Annotated in this window: 16 protein-coding genes and 4 pseudogenes; 11 read left to right on the top strand and 9 right to left on the bottom strand. The window is 35.3% G+C overall.

The features are described from left to right. The first annotated feature begins 59 nt into the window (after positions 1-59). The 8 genes and pseudogenes from IPH11_09020 to hemW all read left to right on the top strand — a co-directional run bounded on the left by IPH11_09020 (position 60) and on the right by hemW (position 7,584). A pseudogene (locus IPH11_09020) lies at positions 60-2,076 on the top strand (S9 family peptidase). An 8-nt stretch (positions 2,077-2,084) separates the two neighbouring features. Next, on the top strand, positions 2,085-2,489 hold the full coding sequence (locus tag IPH11_09025) for a DUF1232 domain-containing protein (GenBank protein MBK6913789.1): 405 nt from the start codon (positions 2,085-2,087) through the stop codon (positions 2,487-2,489). A 110-nt stretch (positions 2,490-2,599) separates the two neighbouring features. Then, on the top strand, positions 2,600-3,145 hold the full coding sequence (locus IPH11_09030; GenBank protein MBK6913790.1) for an NUDIX hydrolase: 546 nt from the start codon (positions 2,600-2,602) through the stop codon (positions 3,143-3,145). Beyond that, positions 3,139-4,843, top strand: a pseudogene (gene recN / locus IPH11_09035) (DNA repair protein RecN). Before IPH11_09030 ends, recN begins: the two are co-directional and overlap by 7 nt. 113 nt (positions 4,844-4,956) lie before the next feature. Continuing rightward, complete coding sequence (locus IPH11_09040; protein MBK6913791.1) at positions 4,957-5,319, top strand: hypothetical protein; 363 nt, start codon at positions 4,957-4,959, stop codon at positions 5,317-5,319. After that, complete coding sequence (locus IPH11_09045) at positions 5,256-5,822, top strand: hypothetical protein (GenBank protein ID MBK6913792.1); 567 nt, start codon at positions 5,256-5,258, stop codon at positions 5,820-5,822. Before IPH11_09040 ends, IPH11_09045 begins: the two co-directional genes overlap by 64 nt. A 15-nt stretch (positions 5,823-5,837) precedes the next feature. Next, positions 5,838-6,383, top strand: coding sequence for a hypothetical protein (locus IPH11_09050; GenBank protein ID MBK6913793.1), 546 nt, complete (start codon positions 5,838-5,840; stop codon positions 6,381-6,383). Positions 6,384-6,453: 70 nt separating this feature from the next. Further along, on the top strand, positions 6,454-7,584 hold the full coding sequence (gene hemW, locus IPH11_09055) for a radical SAM family heme chaperone HemW (GenBank protein ID MBK6913794.1): 1,131 nt from the start codon (positions 6,454-6,456) through the stop codon (positions 7,582-7,584). Between the two features lie 68 nt (positions 7,585-7,652). On the opposite strand, the pseudogene gdhA reads toward hemW, so the two are convergent. Continuing rightward, positions 7,653-8,977: pseudogene (gene gdhA / locus IPH11_09060) on the bottom strand (NADP-specific glutamate dehydrogenase). Positions 8,978-9,269: 292 nt separating this feature from the next. Here gdhA and IPH11_09065 point away from each other — a divergent pair. Further along, positions 9,270-10,460, top strand: coding sequence for an aminopeptidase P family protein (locus IPH11_09065; protein MBK6913795.1), 1,191 nt, complete (start codon positions 9,270-9,272; stop codon positions 10,458-10,460). Between the two features lie 52 nt (positions 10,461-10,512). Continuing rightward, positions 10,513-11,973 carry an ATP-dependent DNA helicase RecQ gene (locus IPH11_09070; protein ID MBK6913796.1) on the top strand — a complete coding sequence of 487 codons (1,461 nt, stop codon included), beginning with the start codon at positions 10,513-10,515 and terminating at the stop codon, positions 11,971-11,973. Between the two features lie 146 nt (positions 11,974-12,119). Here the strand turns inward: IPH11_09070 and IPH11_09075 are convergent, their stop codons facing one another. Further along, complete coding sequence (locus IPH11_09075) at positions 12,120-12,749, bottom strand: hypothetical protein (GenBank protein ID MBK6913797.1); 630 nt, start codon at positions 12,747-12,749, stop codon at positions 12,120-12,122. Positions 12,750-13,002: 253 nt separating this feature from the next. Between IPH11_09075 and ychF the strand changes: the two are divergent. Beyond that, a pseudogene (gene ychF, locus IPH11_09080) lies at positions 13,003-14,084 on the top strand (redox-regulated ATPase YchF). 16 nt (positions 14,085-14,100) lie between these two features. Here the strand turns inward: ychF and IPH11_09085 are convergent. The 7 genes from IPH11_09085 to IPH11_09115 form a co-directional block, all read right to left on the bottom strand. Beyond that, positions 14,101-14,406 (bottom strand): hypothetical protein, encoded by a 306-nt coding sequence (locus IPH11_09085; protein MBK6913798.1) that lies wholly within the window; start codon positions 14,404-14,406, stop codon positions 14,101-14,103. Between the two features lie 90 nt (positions 14,407-14,496). Further along, entirely contained in the window at positions 14,497-14,853 is a 357-nt protein-coding gene (locus IPH11_09090; GenBank protein ID MBK6913799.1) for a helix-turn-helix transcriptional regulator, read from the bottom strand. 916 nt (positions 14,854-15,769) lie between these two features. Then, the gene (locus IPH11_09095; protein ID MBK6913800.1) at positions 15,770-16,354 is read right to left on the bottom strand and encodes a hypothetical protein; all 585 of its coding nucleotides are present in this window, start codon (positions 16,352-16,354) and stop codon (positions 15,770-15,772) included. A gap of 52 nt (positions 16,355-16,406) precedes the next feature. Then, complete coding sequence (locus IPH11_09100; protein ID MBK6913801.1) at positions 16,407-17,363, bottom strand: hypothetical protein; 957 nt, start codon at positions 17,361-17,363, stop codon at positions 16,407-16,409. Positions 17,364-17,734: 371 nt separating this feature from the next. Then, a complete protein-coding gene (locus IPH11_09105; GenBank protein MBK6913802.1) occupies positions 17,735-18,619 on the bottom strand; it encodes a rhodanese-related sulfurtransferase in 885 nt (294 codons plus the stop codon). Between the two features lie 55 nt (positions 18,620-18,674). Further along, a complete protein-coding gene (locus IPH11_09110; protein ID MBK6913803.1) occupies positions 18,675-20,075 on the bottom strand; it encodes an NADP-dependent isocitrate dehydrogenase in 1,401 nt (466 codons plus the stop codon). A 90-nt stretch (positions 20,076-20,165) separates the two neighbouring features. Continuing rightward, positions 20,166-21,506, bottom strand: coding sequence for a deoxyribodipyrimidine photo-lyase (locus tag IPH11_09115; GenBank protein ID MBK6913804.1), 1,341 nt, complete (start codon positions 21,504-21,506; stop codon positions 20,166-20,168). Positions 21,507-21,606: the final 100 nt, after the last annotated feature.

Here is a 21,606-nt window from a genome sequence, read left to right on the forward strand (position 1 = left end):
CTCGTTGCCTTTAAGCTCATCTTAGACTATTTTTGAAACAACAATAACAAGAGGCACTGATGAAAAAAATCTTTTTGGCAATTTTGCTTTATTCAATTACTATCGTTCCACAGAATAAACACGCTATCACCGTTGATGATCTTTGGGCAATGAAACGTGTCACCTCGTTTGATGTTTCGCCCGATGGAAATTTAATTGCATTTTCAGTATCCACTTACTCCTTCGGTGCAAACAGAGGAAATTCAGATATCTACTTAATCAACAGCGACGGAAGTAATTTAAGAGCCTTTAAAAACTCTGATAAGAATGAACTTGAACCAAAATTTTCTCCTGATGGATTATCGCTTTCTTTCACTCGTGATAGTCAAATTATTGTAGCTGATCTAAGCGGCAGTAATGAAAAACAGGTGACTGATGTTTATTCCGGCGCTTCCGATTTTGAGTGGTCTGCCGATGGTAAAAAGATTTTGTTTATTTCTTCTGTTTATCCCGATTGCCTGACGCAAGATTGCATCAAACAAAAGGATGAGGCAAAAGAAGAAAGCAAAGTGAAAGCTGAAATATTTTCATCCCTTATGTTTCGGCATTGGGATAGTTGGCGCGGCGAGAAACGAAGTCACTTATTTATGCTGGATGTTGAATCAGGAAATTTTTTCTGACTTGAGCGAAGGCAGTAAAGAAGATGTTCCGCCGCTTGCACTTGGTTCGGCAAATGATTTTAATTTCTCTCCCGATGGAAGTGAAATTGCATTTACAATGAATCCGACATTCACGTCTGCCGTTAGCACTAACAATGAAATTTATCTTTTAAGTATGACCTCACTCAAAACACCAAAACTAATTTCAACAAGTGCAGGGAATGATTGTCAACCTGTTTATTCTCCCGATGGGAAATATCTTGCGTGGACTTCAATGGAGCGCGCAGGTTTTGAAGCAGACAAGAGAAATTTAATTTTATTTGATCGAACTTCGGGTGATAAAAAAATATTGACACAAAACATTGATCGTTCAGTTGAAGAATTTATTTGGTCGCCCGATTCAAAATTTATTTACTTCACTTCACAAAATGGAATTTACAGTTCTATCTATAAACTAAATATTGAATCGGAAACAACTGAGCTTTTTTACGAAGAAAATTATAATACGAATATCAAACTTTCTACAGATGGTAAAAATCTTTTCTTCTTAAAACAACGAAGTGATTTACCTTCCGAAATATTTTCAATCAGTACTGACGGGAAAAACACACTTCGTCAAATTACTTTTACAAATAAGGAATCACTTTCTCAGCTTGAAATGAATTCGATAGAAACTTTTTGGTCAGATGGTGCCGAAGGACAAAAAGTTCAATCTATTTTGGTTAAACCTCCGTTTTTCGATCCAAACAAAAAATATCCAATGTTGTTTTTAATTCATGGCGGACCGCAGGGAGCGTGGGAAGATAATTTTCATTACCGATGGAATCTGCAAATGTTTGCCGGCGCCGGTTATGTTGTTATTGCAACCAACCCGCGCGGCTCTACAGGCTATGGACAAAGATTTACTGATGAGATCTCCGGTGATTGGGGGGGGAAGGTTTATACTGATTTGTTAAATGCTTATGATTTTGCAGTAAACAATTTCTCCTTTATTGATAAGAAAAATACTTTTGCCGCAGGCGCATCTTACGGCGGATATATGATAAATTGGATTGCCGGACACACTGACAGGTTTAATGCGCTCGTAAGTCACGATGGTGTTTTCAATCTTGAAAGCATGTGGGGAACAACCGAAGAGCTCTGGTTTCCTGAATGGGAAAACGGGGGTACTCCATGGCAGAATAGAGAGCTTTATAAAAAATGGTCTCCGCATAATTTCATCCAAAATTGTAAAACACCAATGTTAATTGTGCAGGGAGGATATGATTTCAGAGTGCCGGAAGAACAGGCTTTCCAATTATTCAGTTCATTACAGAGGCTTGGGGTTGAAAGTAAACTTTTGTATTTCCCTGATGAAACTCATTTTGTTTCGAAGCCGCAGAATGCAAAATTATGGTGGACAACAATTTTCGATTGGTTAAATCAACATAAAAAATAGGAGCAATTATGAAAGAAAAGGAATTTGATGAGCTAACAAAAGAAGATGAAATCTTTGAGGATTACAACGATCTTGGCGCATTAAACTTTGGCGGCAAAAGTGAAAAAGATGTTGAGAAGGATCAACGTTTTGTAGAAGAAAACCTCTGGAATAAAATTGAAAGAACGGGTAAAAAAATTTCTTTTGCAAAAGATGTTATTGCATTGTTCAATTATATGCGCGACCCTCTTGTTAGCTGGCATCGCAAGTCAATAGTTGTTGCAGCATTAATTTATTTTATTTCACCGATTGATGCTATTCCTGATATTGCCCCGCTGATTGGTTACCTTGATGATCTTGGAGTAATTACAGCATTGCTAAAATTTCTTGGCAGCGAATTAATCCCATATTACGAAGCTAAGTACCGGAGTTGATTTCCTTAGTGAAACTTTGTGTCTTCGAGACTTTGTAACATACTTTATCATACTCCAATGTCGTTTAGACACAATAACTCAATGCAATACTAAGAGAAGAATTTTAATTTATGAACTATAAACTAATAAGCAGTGAAATTGTAATGAGAGGAAAAGTATTCGATTTGCAGGTTGATCAAATTGAGTACGAGAGCGGAAACAAAAGTATTCGCGAAGTTGCAATACATCCCGGCGGCGCTGTTATTGTTGCAATAAAAGATGATGGTAAAATCATTTTGGTGAAACAATTCCGTTATCCTTTTCAAAAATTTTTAATTGAACTTCCGGCAGGCAAATTAAATAAAGATGAAGACCCTCTCCTTTGTGCGCAAAGAGAGCTTGAAGAGGAAACAGGATTTACCTGCGGGAAAATAAATAAACTTGGAAGTATTTTTACAACTCCGGGTTTTTGCACGGAAGTTCTTCATATCTATCTTGCAGAACGATTAAAGGCGGGTGATCATAAAAGGGAAGAGGGCGAGTTAAGCATGCAGATACTTGAATTGTCCTTGGAAGAAATCGAAGACAAAATTAAAGCAGGTGAGATAGCTGATGCAAAAACTATCTGCGGTATTTATTATTATAAAAATAGTTTGAACCAAAATAACTTATGCTGAAAACATTTGAAGTAAAAGATTACGCTTTAATCGAACACATCAAAGTTGAGTTCAACACCGGACTGAACATAATCACTGGGGAAACAGGGGCGGGTAAATCTATTCTCGTTGATGCAATGAGCTTGCTGCTTGGAGAGAGAGCCTCCACCGAAGTTGTAAGGAAAGGCACTAACAAATCTGTGGTTGAGGGAATCTTTGAAGTAACTTTAAATAAAAAAGTAAAAGCAATTCTTGAGGAAAACGAAATTGATTTTCTTCCCGAATTAATCTTGAGAAGAGAAATATCGGTGAAAGGTTCGAACCGCTGTTTTATAAACGACACTCCTGTATCATTAAATCTCATTAAAGAAGTTGGCAATTTGCTTGTTGATATTCACGGGCAGCACGAACATCAATCATTGCTGCGTAAAGAAACGCACATACGTTTTTTAGATGATTTCACTTCTGCTCAATCATTGTTAGAAGATTACCGTAAAATATTTACTTCACTTACAGATTCGATTAATGAGTTAAATCATTTGAAAGAAAAAGAATCACTATTAAAAGAAAAAAAGGAATTATATGAATTCCAGATTAAAGAAATTGATGCTGTCTCTCCGTTAGAAAATGAGGACGAGCAAATTATTTCAGAATTAAAAATTTTAGAAAACTCTGAAAAACTAATGCAATTAACTGCGGATGTTTACTCTGAGATTTATGAAAAAGACAATTCCATCTATGACTCGCTTATAGCTGTTAAAAAAAATCTAAATGAACTTCTTTCAATTGATAATAATTTTGCCGACATACTTAAGGAACTGGAATCAGCATTGGCAATTTTGGATAATGCTTCTTCATTTGTTCGAGACTATAATTCCAGGATTGAAGCCGATCCCGAAAAGCTTGAATCACTGAGGCAACGACTCGGCTCAATAATTTTACTCAAGAAAAATATGGCGGTTCAATTACAAAAGTACTTGAGCATAGAAAAAAATTGGCGAGGAATTTGAACTTGCTCAAAACTTCAGCTCAAAAATTTCCGAGTATCAAAAAGGAATTGATTTGCTCAGAAATCAATGCGGAATAGCTGCCGATAAACTTTCACTAAAAAGGAAAGAGGCTTCAAAAAAAATTAAGAAAGAGGTTGAAAACGTACTTCAGGAGTTGGGAATAGCAAACGCTGTGTTTGAAATTAACATTCAAAATGAAAAACCCGTAAGTGACAATGAAAGCTATCTAATATTCAAAGGAGAAAAAATCAGATGCAGCTACAATGGATTTGATGAAGTCGAATTTTTCATTTCCACAAATCAGGGTGAAGATGTTAAACCGCTTGCAAAGGTAGCCAGTGGCGGGGAAGTATCACGTATAATGCTTTCGCTCAAGTCTGCCCTTGCAAAAAATGATAAACTACCTCTCCTTATTTTTGATGAAATTGATACGGGCATCAGCGGAAGAATTGCACAGAAAGTCGGGCACGCATTAAAGTCACTGTCAACTTACCATCAAATAATTTCGATTACACATCTGCCGCAAATAGCAGGTTTAGCAGACAATCACTTTGCAGTCAGAAAAACCCAAAATTCTACAAGAACAACTAGTGAAATCATAAAACTAAATTTTAACGAAAGAGTAAATGAGGTTGCCAAACTTATCAGCGGAGAGATTGTAACTGAGGCTGCACTTCTAAGTGCACAAGAATTGATGGGTATTAAATGATATTCGGGTGAAAATATTTTAGTAGATTCTTTTAAAAAAAATCAATATCTATACAATAGAAAATTTAATTCTTTTGCGAACAACCAACTTACAATACTTAAGGAGGTATTTTTATGAAGAAGTTTTTCTTCTCTCTTATAATTGCTTTATTCCTTTTCGTTAGTTCCTACGCACAGGTGGAAGATAGGTTCGGATATCTTGACGACACTCAGATTTCTGATTATGTTAAACCACTGGTTACTACTCTCGGAACTGCATTCAATTCGGCGTCCTATCATTCAGCAAGCATTCCGAAACTTTGGGGTTTTGGAATTAGCTTTAACGCAATGATAATTTTAGTTCCTGATGATCAACTAACATATACGCCAAAACTTCCCGATAACTATATTGGAGGCGGAGAGACCGCTACAATATGGGAAATAAGGGCGGGGCGTTCGCCGGTCCCGATGGCTTTGTGGTTTTTCCTGCTGGAATAAATAAAAGCTCTATCCCGATTGGTTATCCTCAAATCTCATTCAGTACCATGGGTACAGAACTACTCGTTCGGTACCTGCCTAAGATTGACCTTGGCGAAACCGATATTGGTTTTTGGGGTTTGGGAATTTCACACAGTATTAGTCAGTATATTCCTTTAGTGCCGGTTGATTTTGCTGTGCAGATATTATACAACAGTTTTTCTATGAAAGACCTTGTTGATGCGAGCAACATTGCATTCAATGTTCACGCGAGCAAATCATTTGGTTTATTTACCGGTTATGCCGGCTTACAGTATGAATCAAGCAGTATGGATCTATCATACACTTACAACGATCCGAATGGAACAGGCCCTGATCAGGATTTTACTGTTAGCATTGATGGCGATAACAGTTTTCGCTTTACACTTGGCGGTACACTTAAACTTGCTGTTGTTTCTTTAAACATTGACTACAGCCTCGGGTCACAGTCCGTTGCTACAGGCGGATTATCATTTGAATTTTAATAATGGAGAAAAAACATGAAAAGACTAATTAAGATTTCACTAACTGCATTTGCTTCTGTACTATTATTTTTTAGCAGCGGCTGTGATGACTTTAACAGCCTTCCGCTCAACATACCGATCACTGTTAATTTTTCTATGGATGGTGGAGCGCTATCCTCAACAAGAAATTTCTGTTTAGATGAGTATGCTTCATATACAGATTTCCAGGACAATATTGAGAACATACAATTGCTTCGGGTAATTTACCGAACATTTACAGTTACTCCTACTGATCTTAAGGGGGATATCCGAATTGTTGTTACACAGGATGATGGAACTGGAACTGTTTTAGTTAATCAGGTAATTTCCGGGGTCACACCTGCCGACTATATCTCACCTAATCAACCATTAGAGTTTATTTTGACTCAGGAAGAGTTGCAGGCATTCAATGCTTATCTATCGCAGTTAAATAATTTATGTTTTTCTGCAACGATTAGTGTAGAAAATATTTCTGCTGGTGATCCTCCTTATCAGTTATCCGGTGCAGTTGATATTTTGTTCGAAGCAGAAACGAGCTTCTGAACAGTCATAAAAACCCCCAAATCCTTGCAGTCATACTCAGGCTGCAGGGATTTTTTATTTCATAAAACAAATGAAAAAAAACTCCGCCCTGTATGTTCACATTCCTTTTTGCGATCATAAATGTATCTATTGTGATTTTTATTCTATTATAACTAAAGACAATTTCAACGCATTTTTAGATTCACTGAAGAAAGAGATATTATTCTATTCAGCGAAATATTCAGCAGGAAGAAAATTTAGTTCAATATTTTTTGGCGGTGGGACTCCCTCCTTAATGAGTGCAGAATATATTGGTGAAATAATCAATTCATTAAAAGAAAATTTTGATGTTAATGATGATGTTGAGATAACTCTCGAGACAAATCCCGGTACGGTTGATAAAAATAAATTTAAAGATTTTTACAAAGAAGGAATAAATCGAATAAGCATTGGCATACAGTCCTTCGATGAACAAGAATTAAAATTTCTCACACGGATACACAGTAAAGAAAAAGCTATCACAACAGTCCATCAGGCTGCTGAAGCCGGTTTTGAAAATATCAGCATTGATTTTATATTTAATCTGCCAGGACAAACAAAAGAAAAATGGATTAATAATTTAAACCAGGCTTTGGTTCAGCCGGTAAAACATATATCAGCATACAGCTTGATTTTAGAGCGTGGGACTATTCTAAAGAAAATGGTGCTCGATGGAAAAGTGAAAATGCAGGATGAAGATTATGATGCTGATCTTTATGAAATAACAATTGATACTCTTACAGAAAGTGGTTTTCATCAATATGAAGTTTCTAATTTTAGCAAACCGGGTTTTGAGTGTGTTCATAATAATGCTTATTGGCAGTACAGAGATTATATAAGTTTTGGCACTGCCGCACATTCTTTTGTGAAAGGAGAAAGGTGGTGGAATTATTCAAGCTTAAAAAAATATATTGCCGAAATTGCATTAAACGGACACGCAAAGGCAGGTGGAGAAATTCTTTCTGCAAATGATTCATTAAATGAATATGTGATGCTTGCGTTAAGAAGCAGCGGGCTTGATACTCAAGAATTTAGATCATTGTTTGGTGAAAGCTGGTTGAAATCTAAAATGAATTATTTCAAAGAGCTTGAAAAATATTCTTTTGTAACAATTGTGAATGAAAACATTTCATTGACGAAGAAGGGATATTTGATTTGCGATGAGATTATAAAAAAATTTTAATGCACAGAATAAAAAAGGCGACTCTTTCAAATCGCCTTAATTATAAATTATAAATTGTACACTATAAATTAAACCAATCCCTGGTCAAGCATTGCGTCCGCAACCTTAAGGAAGCCGGCAATGTTTGCACCGTTAACATAGTTGCCTGGAGTGCCGAATCTTGCAGCCGTTTCAACACAAGTGCTGTGGATTCTGATCATAATTTCATGAAGTCGTCTATCAACTTCTTCTCTTGACCAAGGAAGCCGCATACTGTTTTGTGACATTTCTAATCCTGAAGTTGCAACTCCACCGGCATTTGAAGCTTTACCGGGTGAGAATAATACTCCTGCATCAGTAAAAATTTTATAACCATCAATTGTGGTTGCATGTTTGCTCCTTCGCAAACGCACATACAGCCGTTTTTTACGAGTTCCTTTGCATCCTCAGCATGAATTTCATTTTGAGTTGCACAAGGAAGAGCGACATCAACTTTTAATCCCCAGGGTTTTTTGCCGGCAAAAAATTCAGCTTTAAATTCTTTTGCATAATCTTCAACTGCATCTTTATTACTTGCACGAAGCTTAAGCATATAATCAATCTTTTCGCCTTTGATACCATCTTTATCATAAATAAACCCGTCGGGACCGGAAAGAGTGACAACTTTAGCTTTTTGTACTGCCCCCCATGCAACGTTACCAAAACCGGAAACAGCAACATTCTTTCCATCGAAAGTTGTATTTTTTGTTTTCAACATTTCCTGCGCAAAATACACAACACCAAAACCCGTGGCTTCCGGACGAACTAATGATCCACCCCAGTTTAATCCTTTACCGGTAAGCACTCCGCTGAATTCATTTTTCAGACGTTTGTATTGCCCGAATAAATATCCAATCTCTCTTCCGCCAACTCCAATATCGCCGGCAGGAACATCAGTATCCGGACCAATATGTTTAAACAGTTCAGTCATGAAACTTTGACAGAAGCGCATTACTTCATTGTCACTTTTTCCCTTAGGATCAAAATCAGATCCGCCTTTACCACCACCCATCGGAAGAGTAGTTAAACTGTTTTTAAATACTTGTTCGAATGCTAAAAATTTTAGAATGCTTAATGTAACCGAGGGGTGAAATCTTAATCCGCCTTTGTATGGACCGATAGCACTGTTCATTCCAATTCTGTACCCACGGTTGATGTGAATTTCTCCCTGGTCATCCATCCACGGAACTCTGAACATTATTACTCTTTCAGGCTCGGTCATTCTTTCGAGAATTTTGTGAGCACGATATTCGGGGTGACGCTGTAAAACTAATTCAAGTGAACCAAGAACTTCTTCAACTGCTTGATGGAATTCAGGTTCGTTTGGATTTTTGGCTTTCACAGTAGCCATTATTTGATTTGTGTATTCTGACATAAAGACCTCTGTATGTTTTTACTTTCTCCCTTTAAAAGGGGATTATTCTGAAATTGTTTGAATGGCAAAAAGTTAATTACTTCTCTCCTGCTCTAATTTAAACCATTCAACTAATAAAAATTATCTTAAGCAAAATTAAAGATTAGTGATCGAAAAAGCCTAATAAATTAAGACGCTAATTTCATTTTTATTTCTTTATATTATTTTTAACCTGAATTGGATTGGTAACTATGCATTTATTTTAATAGTTTTGAATTGAAAAACAACACATCAAATTTAGAAAGGTGAAATAATGTCTAATAATATTATAAATGAAAAAATTCATCAGGCAGTGGGAATATTAAAAGAAAAAAATATTGATATGTGGATTACTTTTGTAAGAGAGTCTTCGATTATTACCGACCCAATGATTGACATGATAGTAGGTGGAAACGCAACATGGCAATCTGCTTTTATAATTAATAAAGACGGCGAAACAACTGCTATTGTTGGTTCAATTGAGGAGGATAATTTTAGACGACCCGGCATTTATCAAAATGTTATTACTTATATTAAATCTATTCGAGAACCACTTGTTGAATATATCAAATCAAAAAATCCTAATTCGATTGCAATAAATTATTCTAAAAACTCTGTGCTTGCAGACGGATTGACTTTCGGCATGTATAATATTCTGCTTGAACATTTAAAAGGAACCGGCTTTGAAAATAAATTAGTGAGTTCCGAAGAAATCATCTCCACTCTTAGAGGTAGGAAATCTCAGGCTGAACTTTCAATTATGACCGAAGCAGTTGTTGAAACATTAAAAATATTTGATTCCGTTGGCAAGTTCATCAAACCCGGCAAATCTGAAATTGAAATTGCAGAATTCATGAAAAACATTTGTGTTGAAAAAGACTTCGGATTGGCATGGGACGAAATTGATTGTCCTGCCGTATTTACAGGTCCCGAAGCGGGGGGTGCGCATTCGGGTCCAACTGAAAACAAAGTGCAAAAAGGTCATCTCGTAAATATTGACTTTGGAATAAAGTACAAAGGCTACTGTTCGGATCTTCAAAGAACCTGGTACGTGCTTCGCGATGGGGAAGATAAGGCTCCGGCTGAAGTTCAAAAAGGATTTGAAGTTATTCGAGATGCAATTCAGATGGTTGCTGATAAAATTAAACCTGGAGCAACAGGCTGCTCAATGGATGACATTGCACGTAATTATATTGTTTTGCAAGGTTATGAAGAATATCCTCATGGTCTTGGGCATCAGGTGGGGAGAATTGTTCACGATGGCGGCACAGGCTTGTTTCCGCGCTGGGAACGTTACGGCGATACGCCATTTATGAAAGTTGAAGCTGGTCAAGTTTTTACAATTGAACCAAGATTGACTGTAGAAGGTTATGGAACCTCGACTCTCGAAGAAGAAGTTTATATTACCGAAAATGGATGCAAATTTATTTCCTCTCCACAGAAAGAACTTTATCTAATAAAATAAAATTGTTTGGAAAGAAAGTGATAACTTTTAATAAGTATGAGTAACTAGATCGATGCAAAAAAGCATCATTAAAATTTTAAATGATTATTTCAGTTACGAAGCATTCCGGGGCGAGCAGGAAAATATCATTAAAAGAATTACCGAAGAAAAAAATCATGCGTTTGTGCTAATGCCAACCGGCAGCGGTAAATCTTTGTGTTATCAAATTCCAGCACTCTATTTTGAAAATAGTACAATTGTGATTAGTCCGCTAATAGCACTAATGCAGGATCAAGTTGATGTTCTGCAGAAAAAAAATATTCCAGCAACATTTATAAACTCAACGTTATCAAAACAGGAGCGGGAAAAAAGGCTATCAGATTTTGTTGAGCATAAAATCAAAATGCTTTATGTAACTCCTGAAAGATTCCGCAAACCTGAATTTGTCGAGCAAATAAAAAAAGTTAAAATTGATTTGCTGGCAGTTGATGAAGCACATTGCATATCAGAATGGGGACATGATTTCCGTCCCGATTATTCCCGCATTGGGGAGTTCAGAGAATTTATGGGTAACCCGCTTACAATAGCCTTAACAGCTACTGCAACTCACGATGTTCAACAGGATATTATCAAAAAACTTCATCTTAACAAAGAAGAAATAAAAATATTTCATCAAGGAATTGAGCGCCCCAACCTTAGGCTGGAAACAGTAGATGTTTTCGATGATAAAGAAAAGCTTCGTGAAATATTTTCAGTTCTGGAAAAATTTTCCGATACAGGAATTATTTATTTTGCTTTGATTAAAACGTTAGAACGATTTTCTGAAATTATCAGTGATAAAGGTTTTAAACACGGTGTTTATCACGGTAAACTTGAAGACAATCAGCGAAGGAAAATGCAGAGGGATTTTTTAAACGGCAAACAAAAATTAATTCTTGCTACAAATGCATTCGGGATGGGGATTGATAAAGCTGATATTCGTTTTGTAATTCATGCAGAAGTTCCGTCGTCAATTGAATCATACTATCAGGAAATCGGTCGTGCGGGAAGAGATGGAATGGATTCGCTTTGTCTGCTGCTTTATAATCAGGAAGATCTTTATACTCAGATGCAGTTTATTCAGTGGGCAAATCCAAATGCTGATATTTATTTTGCTCTTTATGATTTATTGAAACGTGATCTTGATTTGGTGAACACAAATGGAATTGAATTTGTTCGTGAGCACATGATTTATAAAAACAAAACTGATTTTAGAATTGAAACAGCTTTTGCAATGTTAGATAGATACGGCGTTACCGAAGGTGATGTTGAAAAAAATAATCTTAAACTGGTTGGTGAGCTTCCGGATATTTTACAGGATGAAGATTATTTGAAAGAAAAACTTTTGAACGATAACAAAAAACTTCTCTCAGTTGTAAATTACTTTCGAAGTGAAAATTGCAGACGAACTTTTATCTCTGACTACTTTGGATTTCCCGGGGAAAAAGCATGCGGTAATTGTGATAACTGTACAGTAAATGGAATTAGCAAATAGGAACCTCAGAAAAATTATTAAGTCACATTACCCATTTTATTATTTGTACATAACCGCGCCATTCATGGTGGGGAGAATATAACAACGAGATCAGGACTTTAGCCCTTTAATCCATTTAATATTTTGTGTAAGGCGACTTATTAATATCAAAACTCAGGTTTTTTACCGTTGATGCTGACACGGTATTGTGCGTTTTCTCTAATATCTTTTTGAAATTCTTTTAGTATGACATCGTAACCGTAAGGTATTTGAAACTCAGCAAGGATCGCCTCAATTACAGGTTTCGGGTCATAATCAGTACCGCTGCAATAGTGCATAAAAAGCTGGCAGCCGATCCCAACCCGGGAATCAATTGTGTTTTGCTGTTCTTTGTCGAATTGATAAGTAGCATAATCTTCATCAACTATTTTTTCAATTTTCGATGGTTGGTTTATCATATCCCCGATAATCGTATGCAAACGAGCATCCCACTGTTTTAGAAAAAGAAAACTAAAGGGAATACCCTCCCCTAATCTGCGAAGCCACAGACTGATTTCTTTTTCAGCCTGCCATTCTCCATTTTTATAAATCGTTGTGAGTGATTCATCTTTATAAAAATTGAATTCAATACCGAACATTAAAAGTTGTATCCACTTTGCAGAGTGCTCTGCGACAGATATTATTTCGCCCCACATTGAATTACTTTTGATCTTGATTATCGCCGGTTGAATATCAAGCACTATCTTTTTACCGCCGGTGTCTTCAATTGCCTGAAAAAAGTTTTTATATTTTTTCATTAGACCTTCCAAATCCGGATGATTCTTAGGTATTAAATAGTTCGTTTTCTCCATAGCCAGACTCCCTTAAATGTCTTTAAAGATTAAATTAATTTTTGATGAGATTCACACCCAAAAATAAAAGATTCAACTTTGTCACACAATAAAAATAATTTTAGCAAAAATTTTGGAGCGGTGATTGAACCTAAAGTCATCCCTCCTGGTTTTAGTATATTTGCAATTATATTTTATAGAAATCATACAAGGAAATTTTATGCAGATAGGAATAGTAGGATTGCCTTTTTCCGGAAAGACGACTTTATTTCAAACTATAACCAAAACATTGATAGATCCAAACACACTTACAAAATCAGAAACTCATCAGGCAGTCATTAAAGTGCCGGACAAAAGATTGGATAAATTTGTTGAGATGTTTAACCCGAAGAAAAAGTGAATGCAACAATTGAAGTTGTTGATGTAATCGGTCTGCAGAAAGGTGACTCCGGATCAACACAGTTTACGGGAAATTTTTTATCTAAAGTAAAAACAAATGATGCGCTTGTCCAGGTGGTGAGGCTTTTTAGTAATGAAATAGTTCCCCATCCTGATGGTTCTGTAAATATGTTGAGAGATATTTCAACTTTTGAAACCGAGTTTATTCTATCGGATATGGCAATTGTTGAAAAGCGAATTGAGAGTATTAGAAAACAGATACTGAAAACGCAGGAGGAACTTCTTAAAAAAGAATTGCCTTTGCTTGAAAAATGTTACGAACATCTTCAAAATGAAAAAGCATTACGCGAAATGCAATTGACGAAAGAAGAGCATTTATTGTTAAAGACTTACCAGCTTCTTTCAATAAAACCGATGCTGATTGCACTTAACCTTGATGAAACTCAAGTTGCCGATTCTGATAAATATTTAAACGAATTACTTAAAACAAAAGTCGGTCTTAACACAAAGGTGCTTTCATTCTTTGGTAAAATAGAAATGGAAATGAGCGAACTTCCCGAGGAGGAGGCAAGAGTTTTTATGAATGAATATGGAATTAAGGAATCGGCGCTTGATAGTTTGATACGAGAGTCTTACGATCTGCTGGGGCTTCAGTCATTTTTTACTGTTGGTGAAGATGAATGCAGGGCGTGGACGATTAGAAAAGGTATGAATGCACAGGAAGCTGCCGGTGAAATTCATTCTGATTTTTTCAATAAGTTTATTCGTGCCGAGGTTGTTTATTACGAGGATTTTTTCAACTGCGGAAGTTTCGCAAAAGCAAAGGAACAGGGTTTATGGAGATTGGAAGGCAAAGAATATATTGTTAAGGATGGGGATATTATTTCAGTGAGACACAGTTAAAAAATTAAGCTTGCGTTTAATCATAGTAATCAATTTTACAGCCGCAGCCGTTCCACATATTTTCATAAATTTTTCTGCGGCTTTCTAATAATTCATTACCTCTCTCGATGTTCTCAATTTTTCTAATCAGAATATTTCCCTTGTTATCAGTCTCCTGAAAAATCAGCGTGCCGCTCAAATCTAAAATTCTGATAATGTCATTTATAATGGTATCAGCCTCCTGTATCAGCAAAGCAGATTTCAATAATACCTGAAGATCAGTTTCTGCTATTTGCAGGACTTTAGTTGGTTCGAGCATATTTAGAATTTTATTTAAGGGCATAATTATTTTTAAATAGTTACTTGTATGATGATGCAAATAAAAAAAAGAATCTCATTTGTTATAAAGAAGTTGAGGTTTGGCTGTTATCAATCAGGTGAATTCTTTTTTTAGTTCATCGAGTTTTTGATTGAAGGCGTGGAGTTTATCAAATGGGATATCTTTAGCCATATCGCGCAATTCGTACGGCACCTGGACTTTGAATAATTTTGCGAGGGGCGGGTTGGACTCTAGTAATTTTTCGTCATCGGGAATCCAATCTATTATATCGTTGGGTGTGCACTTGAGTGCGAGGCAAAGTTTTTCGAGTTGTTTACTTGTAAGGTTTATAAACTTACCGGAACATATTCTGTAAGCTGTTTGTCGGGGGAAGCCATTCTTCATTAAAAAACCAACGGGGTGGTTGATGATGCGAAGTTTAAGCATTTGCGGTATTGTGAATCTGAGCATAAGCGTCTCTATATTTTTACAGAAAATTTATAGCCAAAATTAAAAAGAGTGAGAACTAAAAGCAAGTTAATATAAACGGGCGGCAAAAATCTATAACCGGATAGAATTTTACTCTTTCTTAATGAGAAAATACTTTAACCAGATGATAATAATATTTTACTTGATAGCAATAATATTTTAAATGATAGCAAAATAATTTATCTTAATGGGAAAAAATTATATAATGATAGCATTTAACATTAAACGGATGAGAAAAAACTTTCAGTAAATGATAATTTATTATCAAATAATGGGATAATTATTTAACAAGATGGTGCTTTAATTTTATAGAAAATCCAAAAATGGAAGGTTTTCGAACTTTAATAACTGTATGCTATCAGTTTCCTGATGAAGTATAGCGGGTGATGGGTTCTCATCAAGATTATTAACTCACCTTATACACTGGTGGTTTCTTTGTGCATTAGAGTCTTGTGTGTTAAAAGAAAAGATGAGGAATTATGCCACGAAGTCACGAAGTATCACAAGAGGAATTTTATTTAAACTCAATCTATGAGTAAGGTGAGTTATTAATAAATGACCAAAGTGCATAGAATTCGATAGGTGATATGCTGAAACAAGTTGAGCGTGGCACAAACTCATCCCCCGCCCCCTTCTCTTAAAAAGAGAAGGGGAGATTTGGAGTAGATTTCCATTTGCGTGGGAATGATAATTAAAGCTGGTGGCAATGCAGATGAAGGAGTAATTAGTAAAAAGGCTGTCTTATTTGGACAGCCTTTCTTTTTTAAATTTACATTTAAGGTTTAACTCTCAAATTTATTTCTGCAAAAGCATCTTCTTCACTTCCTTTAGATTTTGTGAGCCATCAGAAGAAACTGCTTCGATGGATCGAAATGAATTTTATAAGCGTTATTGAAATTTAGAAATAAGCCAGGATACCAATTTTTATCATGAGGAGCATTTTTTTAGGACCACTAACATTAAATTCATCAGGGCTTAGTGTGTCATATCCATATTCTCTTTGCAAGGCTTGATGGACAGTTAAGTCAAAAGATAAATTCTCATTAAACTGATATCCTGCACCAAGTAAAATAAAAGTAATTAGTTTGACATCAGAAACATCAACCCAACCGGTACCGTATGCATGATTCATATTTAAGTGCAGATTGACTCCACCAGACAAAAAAATATTTTGAATAGATAATTTTTTTTCTACTAACGCTGCTAATTCAAAACCTGTAAATCCTTCGTCAGAATTAGTAAATAAAATTCCAGGCTTCAAATTTATTGAGAAACTTTCTGTAATTCCTTGATGCAATACAGCATAGATTGATGGAGTTTCGGACAATACAAATTTAGTTGAGTAGGTTTCTTTATCTCTAACTTTTTCATTCACAAGCCCGAACATTTCTAATTTTAGCCCAAAGCGAAATGATTGAGCCTCAAGGTTAATGTTGGTTAATAAAATAAAAGTACAAACGATTAAAAAAGACAACTGTTTCATGATAATCCTCTCCTCATTCTTGATAAAAAACTTCTCGAAGATCATTAAATTCCTATATCTCATATACATACCAACCATCTGATAAAGTTGGATCGCAATCACAAGGATCAGGATATGAGCATCTATATTCGTAAACATATTTTCTATCAAATCTTCTCAGCCAACCGCTTTTCCAAGCATAATAACTGAATTCATCAACATTACCAGCATTTCCATCAGACCCAATAAACAACCATAGAGAATTTATTCCTATATTATTGGCATGTCCGATTAGTTGGTCGAATTCAGAAATCCCATCTCTCTCTGAATGAATCCAATTTGATAAATTTCCGGAACCATAAAAATCTTTGAATTCACTCCATTCATTCCTTTGATCAAAATCAAGAAATCCATCGTCATAAAAATCACACATTATATAAGAATTACTTGTTGAATTAATTACACTTAGATATAAAGTTAAAATCCAACTTGTAGAATATGATCCTAAATAAAGTTTTTTCCCAGGACGATGAGATAAAATATAGTTTGAAATTTCTACAAGTTGATTGGTGGTAAAGGTTCCTCTCTCAAAGGGTTCGTCGATATAATACTGCGCATCAATCGAATTAATCAAGCTTTGATAATTAGAATAATTACTTATTTGTAAAAAAATATTCGAACTCGAATATCCAGCATTAATTGCAGTTGAATATGAGCTTGAATTACCAACTATTACTTGTGAAAAACCCCAAATAGTTCTGCACTCCGACCATAATGATTGTGAAACTGATCCTGGCCAGATACCCAATAATTTCCCAGCTTTTGGTTCATAATGATCAAACAACCACACGGTTACATCTTTAGTCCCGCAAAGTGGTTTATCAGAGTTGATAATTGAAGAATCTGAAGTTAACACAACCTTATTGGTCTGAATAAATTCTTCTTTTTCGACCACAGTATTTATTATTTGGTCAGTACAAGAATAAATTAAAACAAGCATAATAAAAAGGATTAGATTAATAAATTTCATTTTTAACTCCCTTATTAAATTGTAAAATATAAAATGTATTATTGAACAATTTGGAGCTACGTAAAACCGGTGGGGAAAAGTACAATGAATAATGAATAATTAAGAATGAATAATTTAGAATGAAGAATGAATTGAAATGACTGTATGTAAACTGCAGGCAGTTCATACAAACAGAAGTCTAATGTTAAAAAGAATAATTCAATTCCACTCCGCAATTGCAGAGAGAGAGAGCTAAATATCGTGCCAAGAAATCATTCATTTTCTTTTCCTCGAAGAAAACTTAAACAAAATCAAAGTGAATGTAAAGTTATTTTTTAGATGTGAATTGTTGAATTGTTGAATTGTTGAATTGTTGAATTGTTGAATTGTTTTTATCCCGAAATAACTTTTCTTTTTCTTTCACTTTCTCTGCACTCGTCCGAGCAGCAGTAATCATATTTTATTTTACATTCGTGACAGACAACTATAAGTTTATCGCATTCAACATTGTGGCAGTTGATATGATATGAAGCCGGCTTTCCGCAAAAATGGCATTTTGCAATGTATTTTAATTCTTCTTTGGTGTTTGGTTCAACTACTTTTCGTTCATCAAATACGAACATACTTCCCTCCCAATATGTATCGGGATATTGTTGAATGTAATTTAAAATTCCACCATTGATTTGATAGACATTTTTAAATCCTTGCTCACGTAAATATGCAGAGGCTTTTTCGCAGCGTATGCCACCGGTGCAGTAGGTGATAATTGTTTTGTCTTTAAACTGCTCCAATGATTCCACCACCTTAGGCCAATCTCTAAAATGTCTTACCTGGGGAGTGATTGCATTTTTAAATCTGCCAAGTTTACTTTCATAATCGTTCCGTGCATCAACGATGATGAAATCTTTTCCATCTTTATAAAAATTAAATAATTGTTCAGGTGTAAGTTTTGGTGCGGTGTTTTTTAGATCAACATTAAGTTTTGAATTCACAATTTCGTTTTTAACACGTACGTGCATTTTATCGAAGGCAATTATATCAGTAAAGGATTCTTTAAACCAAACATCATCAAAAATTTTATAGCTGGTTAGATGGTTTTTATATTTTCTTGTTAAAGCTTCATCTCCAAAGATCGAACCGTTAATTCCTTCTTTAGCAAGATAAACTTTTCCTCTAATTCCGTTTTGATTGCACCATTCTAAATGGTCTTTTGCAAAATTTTCCGGATCATCAATGTTTACATATTTATAAAATGATATTACTTTGTATTGTTCCAAATATTCTACCTAAAAATTAAATTATGAAGAGAATGAAATTGATACGGTAAAAATACTATTCTCCTTGCGCTTTCGAATAACCTAACTCGCCATCAAACAACTGAAGTTTTTCAACATGCATCCATTTGATTTTTCTTGCAGATAATTCACGGATAAGTTCAAAAATTTCTTCATCGCCAATATTCATTAACTCACCTTTTTCATCCCGCGCAATAAATCTGCAGCGATGATGATCAACTAACCAAATGTCCGGTAATGGACCGGGATATACTTTTGTACCGCGGTTAGAAATCATTTTTAGTTTAAGATTTCCAACTCTTTCCGGCAGGGTTGGAATTCCATTTGGATGTTCTACAAAAACATCAACTCCGTGGCAATCTTCAACAACTTTTTTATAAGTAGGAAGCAGCTCACTCATAATATGCAGAGGCTTTGGTTCTTTTAATTCATCAACCGGCATTGGATCGAGATGATCAATGATAGCTTTAGTAAATTCTTTTGTATTTAATTTGCCTCCGAGGTCGCGAGTTTTTAGCCCATCCTTTAATGTTTCAAGTAATGCGCGTTCAAGTCTGTCTTTTGTTTTATGAAGCCCGATATGCTGCAGCATCTGAAATGAAGAAAGAAGCAGTGCCATTGGGTTAGCAATTCCCTGCCCGGCAATATCCGGTGCAGAGCCGTGTACTGATTCGAAGATCGCAGATTTATCACCAATGTTTCCACCAGGCGCAACACCAAGTCCGCCAACTAATCCAGCACAAAGATCACTAACAATATCACCGTAAAGATTTGGCAATACCATCACATCAAACCGTTCAGGATTTGTAACAAGCTGCATGCAAGTATTATCAACTATCAAATCATTTGATTTAATTTCAGGATAATCTTTTGCAACTTCATAAAAACAATTTAGAAACATACCGTCTGTAAGTTTGTGGATGTTTGCTTTGTGGACTGCAGTAATTTTTTTTCTGCCGTAAAGTTTAGCCATCTCAAAAGCATACTTGGCAATTCTAATTGAACCCGGACGTGTAATTAATTTTAAGCTTTGTGCAACGCTTGCGGTTTGATTGTGTTCTATTCCGCTGTAAGTGTCTTCAATATTTTCACGAACTATAATCAAATCTACATTATCAAATCTTGTACGCACGCCTGGTAATGATTTGGTGGGGCGTACATTAGCATATAATTCTAACGAAGTTCTGATTGTAACATTTACGGATTTATGTCCTTTACCTATGGGTGTTGTTGTAGGACCTTTTAAAGCTACTCCATATTTTTTTATAGCTTTAAGAGTTTCATCAGGAATTCCGGAAGGATGTTTGTCAATCATATTTAAGCCGGCTTGATGTTCTAACCAGGTGATAGGAATTTTTGCGGCTTCAAAAATTTCTACAACTGCATCGGCAATTTCAGGACCAATGCCATCTCCTTTAATTAATACTACTTTAAACATTGCATATCCTCTTTTTAATTTCAATTTTTTAAATGTAAATATAAGAAAAGATAATTTTTAGTAAGTTTTGTATTTAGATGAGCAGACAATTCAATTAAACTTTTTGATATAAGTCCCAATATCAAATTTATTTTTAGCTCCGTTGCGATTCATATACCTGATCTTTCCGAACACTGCTCTTTCAAACCAGGGGCGGTCGTGCACACCACCTATTGACCAGGCTATTCCTGTATATCCATTCGGATCGCGTCCATCAAGTTCATATTTATCATTTAAGCAGATCGCAATCTTTAATGCTTCTTCGGGTGATTTACTCCACTCTAAAATTTTCTTTGCCCAATACATGCGCATATATCCGTGCATCTTTCCCGTCGTTATCATCTCACGCTGTGCGGCATTCCATAAATCTTCGTGTGTTTTTGCTTGTTCAAATTCGTCTAACCTATAAATATATTCTCTTTTATCTTTTCGATGTTCATTTAAGGAAGTCTTTGCCCAATTGTGAAATCCTTCAAACGAATCATACTTTGGATTAAAGTAACAAAAATTATCCGATAGCTCCCGCCGCACAATTAGTTCTTCGAGAAATGATTTTTCAGAATCTTTATTTCCGTTTAATCTTTGAGTTTCCAGTGCAATCCGCTGAGCCGATAAATGACCAAAATGAAGGTAGGGAGAAAGATTTGATTGTCCGTCTTTAGTTGGATCATTTCGTAACTCGTTGTACTGATCAAATTTATTTTGAAGAAAAAACTCAAGTGCTTTTAATCCGGCACTTTGACCGGGGATTATCCAATCAACTTCTTTTACATCACGATTAAGATTTAATGATTTTTCTACTTTGCTCCAATCTATTTTATCCGATGTAAGTTCGTTTTGATTCATTTTTTGAAGCGGAGGAAATTCATCAAGAAATTCTATTAAGGCTTTGTTTATCTTTGGACGAATCATGTATGCAGCAAATTCTTGTTTATCGGAGACAAACAGGCAGGGAATAATATTATGAGCATCAACTTCATAAAATGGAATTGTAATTTTCTTTGCAACATCGCTTTTCCATATTCTTTTAATTTGCAGAGGATCAAAATCCGAAATGAAAATTGATGCATTAAACTCAATCAAGAATTTGGGAATTTCTACTTCAGGTTTCCCATTTAATAAAAAAAACGGGATATTATAATTCGTAAGCTCATCTTCAACCTCTTTTAATCCCTTCAGCATAAATCCAAATTGACGAATTGCCGCCTCAAGAAAATCAGGCACAAGATTAAAAATAACGGCAAGCGGTTTTTTATTTTCAATTGCAATCTGCCGGGCGAAAAGCAATGCCCAATTATCATGAACACGCTGATCGCGGCTCATCCAGTAAACAATTGGACCTTTAGTCTCGATTCCATCTTGAAGTATTCTAATTCTGTTTTTGTTGATCATTTGACTACATAATTAATTAAAAATATTATTAGCATAAAAATCAAAAAGCCCGCTGAACATCAAGCGGGCTTTCAAATCTTTTAAATCAAAAAACATTTAC

Source organism: Ignavibacteriales bacterium, assembly GCA_016709155.1.
Lineage (GTDB): Bacteria > Bacteroidota > Ignavibacteria > Ignavibacteriales > Ignavibacteriaceae > JADJEI01.